The sequence below is a fragment of the Flavihumibacter rivuli genome (genome assembly GCF_018595685.2).
GTDB classification, from domain to species: domain Bacteria; phylum Bacteroidota; class Bacteroidia; order Chitinophagales; family Chitinophagaceae; genus Flavihumibacter; species Flavihumibacter rivuli.
The window spans coordinates 3,008,759-3,022,527 of the sequence record NZ_CP092334.1; the positions used below are offsets into that span (position 1 = coordinate 3,008,759).

At 48.1% G+C, this 13,769-nt stretch carries 16 protein-coding genes; 3 read left to right on the forward strand and 13 right to left on the reverse strand.

Features of this window, described 5'->3' with window-relative positions; translation table 11 throughout:
* Positions 1-7: 7 nt before the first annotated feature.
* The 3 genes from KJS94_RS12780 to KJS94_RS12790 form a co-directional block, all read right to left on the reverse strand.
* A complete protein-coding gene (locus KJS94_RS12780; protein WP_214447872.1) occupies positions 8-427 on the reverse strand; it encodes a hypothetical protein in 420 nt (139 codons plus the stop codon).
* A 147-nt stretch (positions 428-574) separates the two neighbouring features.
* On the reverse strand, positions 575-1,042 hold the full coding sequence (locus tag KJS94_RS12785) for an Lrp/AsnC ligand binding domain-containing protein (RefSeq protein WP_214447873.1): 468 nt from the start codon (positions 1,040-1,042) through the stop codon (positions 575-577).
* 951 nt (positions 1,043-1,993) lie between these two features.
* Entirely contained in the window at positions 1,994-3,094 is a 1,101-nt protein-coding gene (locus tag KJS94_RS12790; protein WP_214447874.1) for an alkaline phosphatase family protein, read from the reverse strand.
* A gap of 192 nt (positions 3,095-3,286) precedes the next feature.
* Here KJS94_RS12790 and trmB point away from each other — a divergent pair, with 192 nt between their 5' ends.
* From trmB to KJS94_RS12805, 3 genes are read left to right on the forward strand one after another with little or no spacing between them, the layout of a single operon-like run.
* Positions 3,287-3,997 carry a tRNA (guanosine(46)-N7)-methyltransferase TrmB gene (gene trmB / locus KJS94_RS12795; RefSeq protein WP_214447875.1) on the forward strand — a complete coding sequence of 237 codons (711 nt, stop codon included), beginning with the start codon at positions 3,287-3,289 and terminating at the stop codon, positions 3,995-3,997.
* Positions 3,978-4,199, forward strand: a complete 222-nt coding sequence (locus tag KJS94_RS12800) for a C1orf53 family protein (RefSeq protein ID WP_214447876.1) — start codon at positions 3,978-3,980, stop codon at positions 4,197-4,199. Before trmB ends, KJS94_RS12800 begins: the two co-directional genes overlap by 20 nt.
* Positions 4,165-4,566, forward strand: coding sequence for an MGMT family protein (locus tag KJS94_RS12805; protein ID WP_214447877.1), 402 nt, complete (start codon positions 4,165-4,167; stop codon positions 4,564-4,566). Before KJS94_RS12800 ends, KJS94_RS12805 begins: the two co-directional genes overlap by 35 nt.
* Positions 4,567-4,704: 138 nt before the next feature.
* Here KJS94_RS12805 and KJS94_RS12810 read toward each other — a convergent pair whose 3' ends face one another.
* From KJS94_RS12810 to KJS94_RS12855, 10 genes are all read right to left on the reverse strand, one after another.
* Positions 4,705-5,178, reverse strand: a complete 474-nt coding sequence (locus tag KJS94_RS12810) for a hypothetical protein (protein WP_214447878.1) — start codon at positions 5,176-5,178, stop codon at positions 4,705-4,707.
* A 63-nt stretch (positions 5,179-5,241) separates the two neighbouring features.
* Complete coding sequence (locus KJS94_RS12815; RefSeq protein ID WP_214447879.1) at positions 5,242-5,787, reverse strand: DUF420 domain-containing protein; 546 nt, start codon at positions 5,785-5,787, stop codon at positions 5,242-5,244.
* A gap of 10 nt (positions 5,788-5,797) precedes the next feature.
* The gene (locus KJS94_RS12820; protein WP_214447880.1) at positions 5,798-6,517 is read right to left on the reverse strand and encodes an SCO family protein; all 720 of its coding nucleotides are present in this window, start codon (positions 6,515-6,517) and stop codon (positions 5,798-5,800) included.
* A 93-nt stretch (positions 6,518-6,610) separates the two neighbouring features.
* Positions 6,611-7,081, reverse strand: coding sequence for a cytochrome C oxidase subunit IV family protein (locus tag KJS94_RS12825; protein ID WP_214447881.1), 471 nt, complete (start codon positions 7,079-7,081; stop codon positions 6,611-6,613).
* 18 nt (positions 7,082-7,099) lie between these two features.
* Positions 7,100-7,771: a cytochrome c oxidase subunit 3 gene (locus KJS94_RS12830; RefSeq protein ID WP_214447882.1), complete on the reverse strand. Its 672-nt coding sequence runs from the start codon at positions 7,769-7,771 to the stop codon at positions 7,100-7,102.
* A gap of 75 nt (positions 7,772-7,846) precedes the next feature.
* On the reverse strand, positions 7,847-8,413 hold the full coding sequence (locus tag KJS94_RS12835) for a cytochrome c oxidase subunit 3 (protein WP_214447883.1): 567 nt from the start codon (positions 8,411-8,413) through the stop codon (positions 7,847-7,849).
* Positions 8,414-8,469: 56 nt separating this feature from the next.
* Positions 8,470-9,372, reverse strand: a complete 903-nt coding sequence (cyoE, locus tag KJS94_RS12840; RefSeq protein WP_214447884.1) for a heme o synthase — start codon at positions 9,370-9,372, stop codon at positions 8,470-8,472.
* Between the two features lie 156 nt (positions 9,373-9,528).
* Positions 9,529-11,349: a cytochrome c oxidase subunit I gene (locus tag KJS94_RS12845; RefSeq protein ID WP_214447885.1), complete on the reverse strand. Its 1,821-nt coding sequence runs from the start codon at positions 11,347-11,349 to the stop codon at positions 9,529-9,531.
* Positions 11,350-11,398: 49 nt separating this feature from the next.
* Positions 11,399-12,463, reverse strand: coding sequence for a cytochrome c oxidase subunit II (locus KJS94_RS12850; protein WP_214447886.1), 1,065 nt, complete (start codon positions 12,461-12,463; stop codon positions 11,399-11,401).
* Between the two features lie 72 nt (positions 12,464-12,535).
* Positions 12,536-13,753, reverse strand: a complete 1,218-nt coding sequence (locus KJS94_RS12855; protein WP_214447887.1) for a quinol:cytochrome C oxidoreductase — start codon at positions 13,751-13,753, stop codon at positions 12,536-12,538.
* Positions 13,754-13,769 lie beyond the last annotated feature (16 nt).

Here is a 13,769-nt window from a genome sequence, read left to right on the forward strand (position 1 = left end):
ATCTACTTTATTTCCTGGAGTACAGGTAAAACCCGGTCTTCTTATTGGTAGGCTTGGAAACGGATGTAACGGTAACGGTTACCCGACAAACCTGTCCCGAGGGCGTATTGGTAATGGTAAAATTATTCGCAGGGGTGCTGGTGGTCTTCGACTCGGTAAAGAAAGCAGTTGAACTGCCATCGGGTGTGGCCACGACATCGATCTTTACGCCCTGGGGCGGCATGGTTGACGTAATGGATACGGCCAATGGGAAATTGGGTCCCGGTGCCGGACTCTCGGTTTGCCCATTGATTACAGGTGTTGTGACAACTACCAGGTCCGCTTCAGCCGGGGGCTCAGGATCACCCCCACCTCCACCTGAACAGGATGGAATCGTTATCAAGCCAAGTGCAGCCAACAGGAAATATCCCAGGAATTTGCGTTTCATTCGGTAAAGTTAAAAATGCGATTAATGTTCTAAAGATAATTTTTCCCCTTGTCAACCCCAACAATTGTTCCCCATTCCAACCCATCGACAGCCTGGCCATTCCACAATCATCGGCGAATAATAGTAGCAGGTGAACAGGCAGTCCTATCAGGGCTGGACCAATACATTCCTGTTCAGGCTTTCATCAAGGGAGATAAAGGTCTCGGTTCGTTCAATACCCTTGATCTTCTGCAATTGGTCATGCAATACATTGCGCAATTGGGCAATATCCTTACAAACGATCTCGGCAAAGATGCTATAGTTACCGGTGGTATAGTTCAGGCGCACGATCTCGGGGATCTTCATCAATTCCTTTGCTACAGTATCGTATAGGGAGCTCTTCTCCAGGTAGATACCAATAAAGGCGATCACATCATAGCCCAGCAATTTAAGGTCAACATTAAGTTTTGTACCTTTCACAATGCCCATTTCCTGCAATTTCTTGATGCGGACATGGATGGTACCCCCTGATACGAATAGTTTTTTACCCAGGTCTGCGTATGAGGTTTCCGCATTATCCATCATTTCATGGATGATCTGGTAATCAAGTTTGTCCAAATTCAATTTCCCGGCCATAAACAGTATTGTTTTTTGACGTTTTCAATTGCAATATAATAATTATTGAACAATTTCAATAGTTTTTAAAATTAACTTGAAATATTTGCAACGAATCGCCCCTTTGCTTTATGTTTGCACTATCAAAGTTCTTAAAACACTGTGGGGTGATGAAATTTTGGCAGACATGCCCTCTCGTCTCGGGGGTGGGGAAGCCGGGATAAACCGATCGTAGATCCGTCCGTACTTCTGGTAAGGCCGAATGTTTTTGTGATCAGCTAACCGCCCCGTGGAGGTTCGACTCCTCCCCCTACAGCAGCATTTTTAGTCACGGAAGGGTTACCGTTAACCGAACAGCCTGGTGGAAACCGGGTGGCTCAAAACAAGCAGCGGCAACCAATACCTGACAAGCAGATTCTTTTACACTGTGGGGTGATGAAACTTTTGGCAGACATGCCCTCTCGTCTCGGGGGTGGGGATCACAGGACAAACGTAGCATAGAGCCGACTCTACCATTGGTAAGGCCGACCAGGGTTGACCACTAATCTTTGTGCTATAGCTAACTGCCCCGTGGAGGTTCGACTCCTCCCCCTACAGCTAACCAACCGAAAATCCCGCCTATGGTGGGATTTTTATGTTCATGCAGCAAGCAACGATGAGCCGCCTATTGTGATACCGCCTGCATCAACTACATCGCTTTTCTCATGTGTGTGTTACAGTTGTAGCAGGCCCTTCTATCTGGAAGGGCCTTTTTGATTCATCTCCATTCCTCCATCCTCTTGCAATGGTATGAATCCAGGTCCTTTTCCTGGGAGGTCCATTATAGGCATTGCCACCTGCTTCAGTAGTGAATGGAACAACAGGATCGGTTCCATGATGCTCGAGAATTACTAAATCAAGTCTTGAAATAAAGAGGGGAAGCGCCAGGCCAATGCTAAAGCTTCCCCTCTTGCTATTTCCACGGCTAATTTTTTATTCCCATACGGCATCTACCAAAGGAGCAATGGGATGACTCGCCTCGTACTTTAATCCCAGCAACCTGGCCATGGTTTGCGCAAGCTGCTGCTGGTATACCTGCATATCTTTTGTCACCTCCCCCTTTGCTTTCAGGTTGGGCGCCAACAGGGCAAACCAGGTTTCACTGGCTCCTTTGATCTTGCTGCCATGACTGGTCCATTCCTGCTTAACGGCATCGCCACGGCCATGGTCGGTCGTGATCAGGATGGCGGTCTTGTTCCGGTAACGCGGGTCTGACTGCACCCAGTTCCAGAGGTCACCGATCCATTTATCCACCTGGTGGGCGGCATGGAGGTAATCCCGGTAATGGCCTTCATGCGCCCATTCGTCTGTTTCACCATAGGCGATGAAACAAACCCTTGGCGCCTGCAATTTCATATGCTCCATAGCAGCATAATGGGTGAATACATCCAGGCATTCCCCATTACCAAAGGGGCGATAGGAATCCAGTAACATCCGGTTGATGGTCTGTTGCGCTGCACTGAGTTTGGGTCCCGCCACCGTATCAAAGGCATTAATAACGGGGATGCCTGAACGCTTTTCATTAACGATCCGGTCAAAGGCCTCCCAGGCCCCGAATACAGCCACCTTGTTCTTATAGGCCGGCTGCCGGTTCAGGAATTCCAGCAAGGTGGTATGGGGGTTGGGCGGGAAGGAATTGCTGTTGATCTGCTCATCGCCATACCCTGTCAGCAACTCGCTGTAACCGGGATAGGAAAACCAGTGCGGGTTGGCATTATTCACCTTCGTCCCCAGCTGGCGGTTACCGTATAATTGCCCCTTTTGCGCTATCACCGACCAAAAGAAAGGCATCAGCTTCTGCCTGCGTTGGCGGGGATCGGCATCCCAATACCTGGCGTAAATGCCGGCACTATCCCCCTGGTTAAATGACTTGTCATTGGCCAGGGCACTGTCCATCCCGGTGAACACTTCCTGCCACCTTAATCCATCTGTAGTTACCAGGATAAGGTTCTCGATCTTCTTTTGGGCATTGGCCTGCTGGTTGACGCTGATCCAGCCAGTGAGGAGGAGCAACCCTTTTAGTAATGGTTTCATTTGCCTGTTGGTTTGGGCAAGCAAAATAGTTCATATTGCCTTCGCCGACAGCCATTTAAAATTAGTTAACCGGAAGTTGACAGATCAGTAACAGTACAACCCTCCAACTACCATGGCCATCCCAAGCCCAGCTTTGCAAGTGGCTTTTCATTTTTAGGCATTCGGTACCTGATATTCCCTAGTTTTGCGGCCATGGGCCAAAAAAAACTGGTACGTTTCGAAGCCATTAAAGGCTTTCCCAACGTTTTACAATATCCCGAAGGCATGCCCGGCAAATGGCAGGAGCATTTCGGCAATAACCACCCCATTACCCTGGAATTGGCATGTGGGAAAGGGGAATACACGGTGGGGCTCTCTGCCATGTACCCTGACCGGAATTTCATTGGTGTTGACGTGAAGGGCAACAGGCTCTATGTGGGGGCCAAACAGTGTATTGCTGCCAACCGCAGGAATGCGGCCTTCCTCCGCACCCAGATTGACCGGATCGCGACCTATTTCGCACCCGGCGAAGTGGAAGAGATCTGGCTTACCTTTCCCGATCCCCAATTGCGTAAGTCAAGGGCCAAAAAAAGACTGACCCACCCCAAGTTCCTGCGGCTCTACCAACAGTTTCTCCGCCCGGGTGGGATCATTAACCTGAAGACTGACTCCCCTGTATTATACCAATTTACCCTGATGGTTCTCGAACTTTATGGCCTTGAGCTTGTTGCTCAATCTGCTGATGTATACGGCCAGAAATCGGTAAGCCCTGAACTACAGATCAAAACCCATTACGAAGGATTGGATATTGCCGGCAGCAACCGTATTCATTATGTAGCATTTCGCCTACCGGCGCAAACATTGCAGGATAAGGACCAGATCCTGCAAGAACTGGTTAAACAACATGAAGAAGCAACTGATTGAAGGCCTTGATTTTTATTACAACGAAGACGGCTTTATTGTACTAACAGAAAAATACCACCGCGAAAAGGGGGTATGCTGCGGCAATGGTTGCAGGCATTGCCCTTTTGACTATATTAATGTCCCGGAAGAAAGGCAGGCGCTGCTCCGGGAACAAAAAGCCGACCGCGATGCCCAGTCGAAAAACAACCACGAAGGCCAATAACCCCATTAAGAAGATCCAGCCATCAGGTAAGGAAGAGCCTTCCTTTTTTGAACAGGTGTACCAGGTGGTGGAACAGATCCCGAAAGGAAGGGTCACTTCCTATGGCGCTATTGCCAAATGCCTGGGCTCAGGATTGAGTGCAAGGATGGTGGGCTGGGCACTGAACGGCTCCTTTAGTTCTTCCCGAAAAATTCCCGCGCACCGCGTCGTTAACCGCAATGGCCAGTTAAGTGGCAGGGCGCATTTTGCTACACCTACCCTGATGGAAGAATTATTGGCGAAAGAAGGGATAAAGGTGAAGAACGATACGATCATCGACTTCCAGAAACATTTCTGGGACCCCGCAACGGAGTTGGATAATTGGTAATAATTACATGATTTTTTTGCCACTAAGACACTAAGGCGCTAAGTTTCACTAAGATCAACGGCACTTCGTGTTCCTTCGTGTCTTCGCCTGCCCCAACAGCATTGTTGTGGGGGTCTTCGTGGCCTCCCTCAGAAACGCTCACCCACCCAACTGCGCCATATCGCTGTCGCTCAAACGCAATTGAAGGCGGACCTTGCTCTTGAAAGGATTCAGTCCGCCATATACAACCAGTAAGGTTAAGGCAAGTGCCAGGAAGGACCAGTTAGCTGTAAGTAAATACCCGATGATCGACACCACCACCGCAATAGTGAGCAAGGTCCATTGGAAAGTAGCTGCCGAACGGTACTGCGCCACTTTTTCAACAGGTCCCGGATTGGCAGCCAATACAGCCTCCAGCCGGCGGCGGAATACCTGAATCCCTATGATCACTGCAGCAAAGGATACCAGCACAGCTATCACCTGTAATAGCCTGTCCAATTGGATACTGGCCAGTGGTTTTACCAGACCAGTCAGTACCAGCACCAGGGATGCGATACCAAAGCCAACCTGGATCCAAAGCAGGTTATTGTAGAGTGACTGCATGGCCCTGAAGGGAGATTGCTGCATATTCATATGGGTCGCTTAAGCGGCGGAAAGTTACCAAACTGTTTTCATATGCAGCCCCAATACCCTCGCTTATTGGCCGTAATAGGGACTGATCATCAGGTACACCACTACGCCTGTTACAGCCACATAAAACCAGATGGGCCAGGTGATCTTGGCGATCCTGCGATGCAAAGGCCACTCAGCTGTAAGGCCCCTGTAGGCTGTAAAGAGGATGAAGGGCAGGATGATCGCTGCCAGGAAAATATGGGTGATAAGAATGAAGTAATAGATCGGCCTGATGATGCCTTCGCCCAAAAATTTTGTATCCCCTGCAAACAAGTGGTGGGCAATATAGGAAACCAGGAAAAGCAGGGACAGGAACATGGCACTCATCATCAGTCGCTTGTGCAATTCATACTTGCCCTGCTTCACCACTACCAATGCCGCAACCAGCAGCACACTCACGAAACTATTGATGATGGCATTGATCTTTGCAAAAAGATGCACATCAAATCCAAGGTCAACCTCCAGCTTCACCCTTGACAAAACCACTACAGCTGCAAAAACCACAAAGGACACCACACCGATGAGTAGACGAGCCTGCTTGTCATTCTTCTTGATAACTGCTTGCAACATGCTATTTCTTTTACTTCCTGAATAGGTTACGCTTCTTTTTCTTGTCCTTCTCCAACATGATCAACACGATATCTTCAGCCAGCCTCCGCATTTCCATACTGTCGAGGCCATTGTAATATCCACGGACCACCCTGTCCTTATCCAGCAGGACGAACTTCTCTGTATGGATAAAATTGGAGTCGACTCCTTCCCCATCCACAACGGCCAGCTTCACTTCATTGATGGCCCAGTCGTAAATGGTTTTCTTCTCTCCAGTTAACATCCACCAAACGTCATGGTTCACTCCATAACGGTCGGCATAGGATTTTATCCTTGCAGAAGAATCCCGCTGAGGGTCAACCGAAAAGGAAAGGAACTGGACGAAAGTGGTATCAATGCGCCTGGTCTCGTCCTTCAACTTCAATGCATCCTGCAGCCTCTTCATGTTGCGGGTCAGCGTTGGGCAGATGGATGGACAGCTGGTGAAAAAGAAATCTGCCACGATCACCTTACCCGGCACATCGGCCATGCTTACCGTATCACCCAATTGGTTAACCAGGTTAAAGTCGGCCACCTTATGCCAAACGGTATCGATCATCTCCTTACCATCCACCACCTTGGTGATCACCGTGTCCACATAATAGCGGCGGGGCATATCAACCGCTTCTTCACTATATGACTTTACCAGCAGGTAACTGACCAGTGGCAATAACACAGCCAAACAGAGCCCCAATAATGCTTTCTTATTCAAGACGGATCGATTTAGTACCTAGAAAAAAACCATCGTCTGATGACGATGGTTGTCAATATTGAAAAATAAATATCGCAGGATCTTAATGCCTCATTATTCCATCGCACCTTCTTTCTTGGCATCCTTATGCTCCTCATGTTCGCCGGAACCGTGGGCAGGCTTCTCAACCTTCTTCTGGCTTTGCTCCATGTGGTAGGGATCATAAGTGTTCTTAAGGTTCCTGTAAGAGTTGCCGTCAGCTAGGAAGGCAATGATGAACCAAACGAAGAGCAGTAAAGGAACCACAATGGTCATGATCATGTTCTTCAGCTCATGCTTGAGGTGCATGAAATAAGCCACGATATAAAAGGCTTTGGCCATCATAAGGATCAGGATCACTCCCTTTACGAAATGAACCATAAATCCACCCCAGCTTCCATGATTCAGGTAGAGCATGAAACCAAGGGCCAATTCTATCAATGTGATCACAGAAAGAATGACGGTTACCTTGATTACTTCCTTCCTGCTAGCCTCCCTGTCATATTCATGATGGAAGGTGATTTCGGTGTTGTTATCTTGATGCATGGTAATGTCTTAATTGGATTAAACAAGATAGAATACGGTGAATACGAATACCCATACCAGGTCCACGAAGTGCCAGTACAAACCAGCCTTCTCGATCATCAGGTAGTGACCACGGCGCTCGAATACATCGTTCAGGGTCATGATCAGCATGATGATATTGATCACCACACCACTCAATACGTGGAAACCATGGAAACCGGTAATGGTAAAGAAGAAATTGGTAAAGTTGGTAGAAGCCTTGGTTCCATCAGCATTCAGGAACGGATTGCTTCCCCACCAGGCACCTTCATGATGCAGGTGTGTCCATTCCCATGCCTGGCAGCTCAGGAAGGCGAGACCACCGATGATGGTCCAAACAAGGTTCTTAACCACACCTTTCTTATCCATCGCATGGCCGGCTTGAACTGCCAGAACCATTGTTACCGAACTGATGATCAGGATGAAGGTCATCAAGCTCACGAACATGAGCGGAAGACCGTTACCTAAACCTGGGAAAGACTGGAATACTTGGTTGGGGTCAGGCCATGAATTGGAAGCGAAACGGATGGTGCCGTAAGAGATCAGGAACGCACCAAAGGTGAACGCATCACTCATCAGGAAATACCACATCATCAGCTTGCCATACTCCACGTTGAAGGGGCTTTTACCGCCACTCCACCATTTTTGTTCTGCAGGAACTGCTTGTGCCATGTTCAGTGTTTAAAGTTGATTCGCAAATTTAATTCTAGAAAGGGTAATCTGTACAGTTATTGTTAAAAATTCAGGCTATTGCAGCCACATAAAAAACACGAATAAATAGATCCAGAGTACATCTACAAAATGCCAGTAAGTACTCATCACCTCCACCGGTACGGAACTGTAATTACGGTTTACCGGGCTGAAGGCCTTGGCAAACATGATCAACAGGGCCAATACCCCACCCAATACGTGCAAACCGTGCAGCCCTGCAATGATGTACAGGAACTGGCCGGCACCGGCACCGGAGAAAGTGATCCCGGTATTCCATATTTGTTTGAAACCAAGGAACTGCATCACCACAAATCCTACACCCAATACGGCAGTTATGGTCAGAAAGAGCTTGTATTTATTCCTCTCCCGCTGCTTGAATGCCCTCAGGGCTATCTGCATGGTCAGGCTGCTGACCAACATCACCGCCGTTGAATACCAGAACAATACCGGCATCTCAAAAGTGGTCCAGTTAGGGAGTGTCCGCTTAACGATATAGGCACTGGTCAAGCCGGCAAACATCATGATGATGCTGCCAATGCCCACCCACAAGGTAAACTTGCTGGGATGAATCCTTTTTCTCTGTTCACTTACACTCATATCCATATTGATTCAGTTTTACGATCCTGACTTCTGGAGCCAGGATTACCTGTAGCAATCCATCAAACTTTATCAGCCAACAGGGCCAAGAAAACGATTGCCAGATGGAGATAACTCCCGAACATCACCCTCCTTGCCGCCTTAACCTCCATTTCCCTGTACAAACGTACCGATAGATACACCATGTATAGGTTGGCTACCAATACGATCAACAGGCTTACCCATCCGGTCATTCCCAGGAAGTAAGGGAATGTACCTACCGGGATCAACAGCAGCGAATAAATGATCGACTGCATGGCTGAGTATTTGGTCGGCCCCGTCACCGAAGGCAAGAGTTTAAAACCTGCCGTTTCATAGTCCTTATGGGAGATCCAGGCTATCGCCCAGAAATGCGGGAATTGCCAAAAGAACTGGATGGCGAACAAGGCCCATCCACCCCAGTCAATGGCATCATTTCCTGCCGCGTACCCAATTAGACAAGGTAACGCACCAGGAACCGCACCTACCAATACCGAGATCGAATTGATCTTTTTCAGCGGCGTATAAATGAAGGCATATAAGAACAGGCTGAAAGCCGCAAGAAGGGCACTTAACCAGTTAAAGAAAACACCCAGGATCAACACCCCGGATAATCCGGTAACCACTGCAAAAGCCCAACCTTCCGTAACCGACATCCTTCCGGATGCTATCGGACGTTTAGCCGTCCGCTTCATCTTGGCGTCAGTATCCTTTTCTACCACCTGGTTGATGGTATTGGCGCTTCCTGTTACGAGGAAACCTCCAAGAAACAACCAACCGATCATTGGCCAACTGTATTCCACCACCTTAGGCGCCAGCAGGTAACTGATCACCGCCGAAAAAACCACCAATATTGTCAAAGAGAACTTCACCAACAGCATATAATCCCTCACCCTGCCTGGTTTCGCATTGCCCTCCGCGGATGATTGCTTATCTTTTTGCTGCATGGATCCTTTTTCGCCGGAATGATGAATGTTTCCATTCCCCCAAACCGGCATTTTTGAACAAAAATCTGTTATCCTAAAAAAACGCCCCGATCTCCCGAATTTACCCGGGTATCAGGGCATTTTATGTTCATTTACTTTTTACAGTATCGCCCCTGATTAGTGTGCGCTTTCATTGGCGCCAACCGGCTCTGTTTGGGGGATGAACTCACGGCCATCCTTACCATAGTCATAAGGCCAGCGATGAACTTCAGGGATCTCTCCATCCCAGTTACCGTGACCAGGACGGATTGGTGTAGTCCACTCGAGGGTGGTAGAACCCCATGGATTCTGTGTCCTTACCCTCCTACCCTTGAAAATAGAGTAGATGAAGTTGAACACGAACAGCAACTGAACCGCAAACACGATCATGGTTACGATAGAGATGAATTTGTTCAGTCCACCGAACTGGTTGAAAGAAGCCCAGCCACTGAAATCCAGGTAACGACGGGGCATACCAGCCAGACCTTCATAGTGCATTGGCCAGAAGATCAGGTAAGCACCCACCAATGTTATCCAGAAGTGGATATAGGCAAGGGTATTGTTCATGTAGCGACCATACATCTTGGGGAACCAGTGGTACACACCGGCAAACATACCGAAGAAGGAAGCCACACCCATTACAATGTGGAAGTGCGCGATTACGAAATAAGTATCGTGCAGGTGGATATCCAGGGTTGAGTTACCCAGGAAGATACCGGTCAAACCACCGGAAATGAAGAGGCTCACAAAACCGATTGAGAAAAGCATACCAGGCGTAAAGCGAAGGTTACCCCTCCAAAGGGTGGTCAGCCAGTTGAAGACCTTGATAGCCGAAGGTACGGCGATCAACAGGGTCAGCAACACGAAGAATGAACCAAGGAATGGATTCAGACCGGTTACGAACATGTGGTGTGCCCATACCAGGAAGGCCAGTACAGCGATCGCGAACAATGAACCCAACATCGCCATATAACCGAAGATCGGCTTACGGGCGTTGGTAGACATGATCTCTGATACCATACCCATCGCAGGCAGCAGGATGATATATACTTCAGGGTGACCCAGGAACCAGAACAGGTGCTGGTACAGGATGGCACTACCACCTTCGTTAGGCAGGGCCTTCTGGGTTGAAGCCACGAAAATATCAGACAGGTAGAAGCTGGTTCCGGCATGACGGTCAAACAACAGCAGGATGAAACCAGAGAACAGTACGGGGAATGAAAGAACGCCCAATACAGCTGTGAAGAAGAACGCCCAGATGGTCAGCGGCATCCTGGTCATACTCATACCCTTCGTACGCATGTTCAGGATGGTGGAGATATAGTTCAGACCACCCAACAGTGAACTCACAACGAAAAGGGCCATGGAGATCAACCAAAGGTCCATACCGATCTTGGAGCCTTCAGAAGCATCACCCAACGCACTCAGCGGGGGATAAGAAGTCCAACCACCACTGGCAGGACCAGTTTGTACAAACAGGGAAGATACCATCACCACGCTGGCAAGGAAGAAGAACCAATAGCTCAGCATGTTCATGAAGGGCGAAGCCATATCACGGGCACCAACCTGCAGCGGAATGAGGAAGTTCGAGAAGGTACCACTCAGACCGGCAGTCAGTACAAAGAATACCAACACGGTACCGTGCATGGTCACCAATGCATAATAGAATTCTGGCTGAAGCTTACCGCCCTTCGCCCATTTACCTAACAAGTCTTCCAGGATAGGGAAGGTCTGGTCAGGATAACCCAACTGCAAACGGAACAGTACCGAGAACAAACCACCAATGATTGCCCAGATCATACCTGTGATCAGGAACTGCTTGGCGATCATCTTGTGGTCCTGGCTGAAAACATACTTAGTGATGAATGTCTCTTGGTGGTGATGTCCATGATGCTCATCATGATGAACCTCATGTGTCGTAATCACCTCAGCATGTCCGTGCAAAGCTTCTGTGCTCATGTGAAATTTTTTATTAATACGGAACCTTTATCCTTAACTCAATTAATCTTTAGTTCTGTGCGATCATTTTTTCAGCCTTCTCAGTAGTGGCCACCTTTTGGGTGCTGTCTGCTGCAGGCTTGGCCATGGGATCCTTATCAGGGAACACCATTACATAGTTCGCTTTCTGCTTGGCCATCCAAAGCGCATACTCCGCAGGGCTTACAACTTTCACGATACCCTTCATAGAGAAGTGACCCTTACCACACATCTGGTCGCAGGAGATCTCATACTCAAAATCAGGGTTACCGGTCTTCTCCTTCATCTCAGCGGTAGTGTACTTCGGAGTGAACCACATAGTGGTAGGTGTTCCGGGAACAGCATCCATCTTCATACGGAAGTGAACCAGGCCTACGTCATGCACTACATCGCGGCTATTGATCACCAGCTTCACCGGCTTACCAACAACCATATAGAGCGCCTCGTTGGTAACGATATCATCATGGGCTGCTTTATCATCCCAGATAAGACCCAGCTGGTTCAATTTACCTTCGTCAATATTCTTATAGTACTTCTTACCAAATACGTTATCCTTACCTGGGTAACGATAGATCCAACCAAACTGCTTACCAGTGATCTCAACCACAGTAGCATTCTGGGGAGCATCTCCGGTAATCTTGAACCAGTAGTACAAGCCAAAGCCAACCAACACGGTCAGGGAAATGGCAGGAACTACAGTCCAGATGATCTCCAGTTTGTTATCATGAGGGAAGTAATATGCCTTACGCTTTTCAGAATACTGGTATTTGAAAGCGAAAACAAACAACATGATTTGGGTAACGAAGAATACAAATCCTGTTATGGCCAGGGTGATGTACAACATAGTGTCGATCTTCTCACCATGGTCAGAAGCAGCCTCCCCGAGGATCTTGCCCTTGTACAATTCATTACAGAAATAAACACCGATCAGTCCCAACACGAGGAAAGCGATCAGCAGAAAACCATTGATGCGGTTATTTTGCTCAAAAGTTTTCTTTTCACCTTTCAACACCGATACATACTCGCTGGCTTTGGCGATCTGGAAGACCACGATAAAACCCAACAACAGGATCGCTATGATTAATAAAGTTGACATGTCTTATACCGTGTTTATACAAAGTTTTAAATGAATGCGCGTTCTTTCAGCTTTTGTTTAAGGTTATCCCTTTTAAGTATGGTGAATAACACTCTCCTTGAAGAAGGGGTGGTTCTTGGCGATCAGCGAATGCTTGCTCAGTGCATTGCCAGCTGACCACATAATGATTCCAATGAATCCAGCAGCCACACCGAAATCAAAGAGGTTGAGTTCAACATGCTCCTTGCTTACGCTGGCCATAACCATTTGGTAGAAATCTACCCAGTGACCAAAGATGATCAGTACGGCCATGAATACCAGCAAAGTATAGTTACGCTTACTGCTCCTCCTCATCAGGATCAATAATGGAGCCAGGAAGTTAACGATCAAGTTCAGGAAGAAAATACCACGGTAAGGACCCTGTACGCGATGCTTGAAATAAACGGTTTCTTCAGGGATATTCGCATACCAAATCAGCATGTACTGGCTGAACCACAGGTAGGTCCAGAATACGGAGAAGGCGAACATGAACTTACCAAGGTCATGCAGGTGCTCCTGGTTAACGAGTTCCAGGTAACCCTTATTCTTCAGGTAGATAACAAACAGGGTAACCAGTGACATACCTGCCACGAAGGAAGAAGCAAAGGTGTACCAGCTATACATGGTAGAATACCAGTGCGCATCGATACTCATCAGCCACAACCAGGGGGTTACAGAAGCAACGGTCAGGGCAAACCATACCAGGAACAAAGAACCCCAGATGGTATTCTTGAAGATGTATTTGCGGCCTTCTTCTACTGTCAAAGGTCCCTTCTCATCCAGCTCACGGCTCAGGCTACGCATTTTAGCACCCAGGATGATCCACAAACCGATGGTCAGGACAGTCCAAACTATAAAGAATGTAGGGTTCAGGAAACCTGATTTACCCAAGAGGATCTTGTCATCACCAGGAGTAAGCCAATGGTAGATATGGTGCTGGTGACCAAGAACGAGGGCCAGCAATACTACCAGGGCGATAATACCCAGGGGAATTACAGCGGTTGAAATGGCTTCCGGCACACGGCGGAAGGCCATTTGCCAACCACCCATAGCCAGGGTAGTAGCACAGATAAAGAACATGGATGCGTTGACCACCAACAGGAAGAATACGCTGTTGAACAGCATGGTTCCCCAGAAACGGGCCTGGTGGTGTTCATCACCGGCACCATATAAGAAGTAGCCGGCAAGGATGGAAACCAATCCTACCCCCATCAGGATCATCGACCACATCTTGTACTTCGCAGGTATTTCAAATTGCTCTCTGAAAGACATTCTCAAAAATTTATCG

Coding starts and splice junctions, on each gene's coding strand:
- cyoE (WP_214447884.1), bottom strand. CDS start 9,372: ATGCAGCAAAAAGATAAGCAATCATCCGCGGAGGGCAATGCGAAACCA.
- KJS94_RS12805 (WP_214447877.1), top strand. CDS start 4,165: ATGCCCAGTCGAAAAACAACCACGAAGGCCAATAACCCCATTAAGAAG.
- KJS94_RS12825 (WP_214447881.1), bottom strand. CDS start 7,081: ATGCATCAAGATAACAACACCGAAATCACCTTCCATCATGAATATGAC.
- KJS94_RS12800 (WP_214447876.1), top strand. CDS start 3,978: ATGAAGAAGCAACTGATTGAAGGCCTTGATTTTTATTACAACGAAGAC.
- KJS94_RS12780 (WP_214447872.1), bottom strand. CDS start 427: ATGAAACGCAAATTCCTGGGATATTTCCTGTTGGCTGCACTTGGCTTG.
- KJS94_RS12850 (WP_214447886.1), bottom strand. CDS start 12,463: ATGTCAACTTTATTAATCATAGCGATCCTGTTGTTGGGTTTTATCGTG.
- KJS94_RS12845 (WP_214447885.1), bottom strand. CDS start 11,349: ATGAGCACAGAAGCTTTGCACGGACATGCTGAGGTGATTACGACACAT.
- KJS94_RS12815 (WP_214447879.1), bottom strand. CDS start 5,787: ATGTTGCAAGCAGTTATCAAGAAGAATGACAAGCAGGCTCGTCTACTC.
- KJS94_RS12810 (WP_214447878.1), bottom strand. CDS start 5,178: ATGAATATGCAGCAATCTCCCTTCAGGGCCATGCAGTCACTCTACAAT.
- KJS94_RS12785 (WP_214447873.1), bottom strand. CDS start 1,042: ATGGCCGGGAAATTGAATTTGGACAAACTTGATTACCAGATCATCCAT.
- trmB (WP_214447875.1), top strand. CDS start 3,287: ATGGGCCAAAAAAAACTGGTACGTTTCGAAGCCATTAAAGGCTTTCCC.
- KJS94_RS12790 (WP_214447874.1), bottom strand. CDS start 3,094: ATGAAACCATTACTAAAAGGGTTGCTCCTCCTCACTGGCTGGATCAGC.
- KJS94_RS12835 (WP_214447883.1), bottom strand. CDS start 8,413: ATGGATATGAGTGTAAGTGAACAGAGAAAAAGGATTCATCCCAGCAAG.
- KJS94_RS12855 (WP_214447887.1), bottom strand. CDS start 13,753: ATGTCTTTCAGAGAGCAATTTGAAATACCTGCGAAGTACAAGATGTGG.
- KJS94_RS12830 (WP_214447882.1), bottom strand. CDS start 7,771: ATGGCACAAGCAGTTCCTGCAGAACAAAAATGGTGGAGTGGCGGTAAA.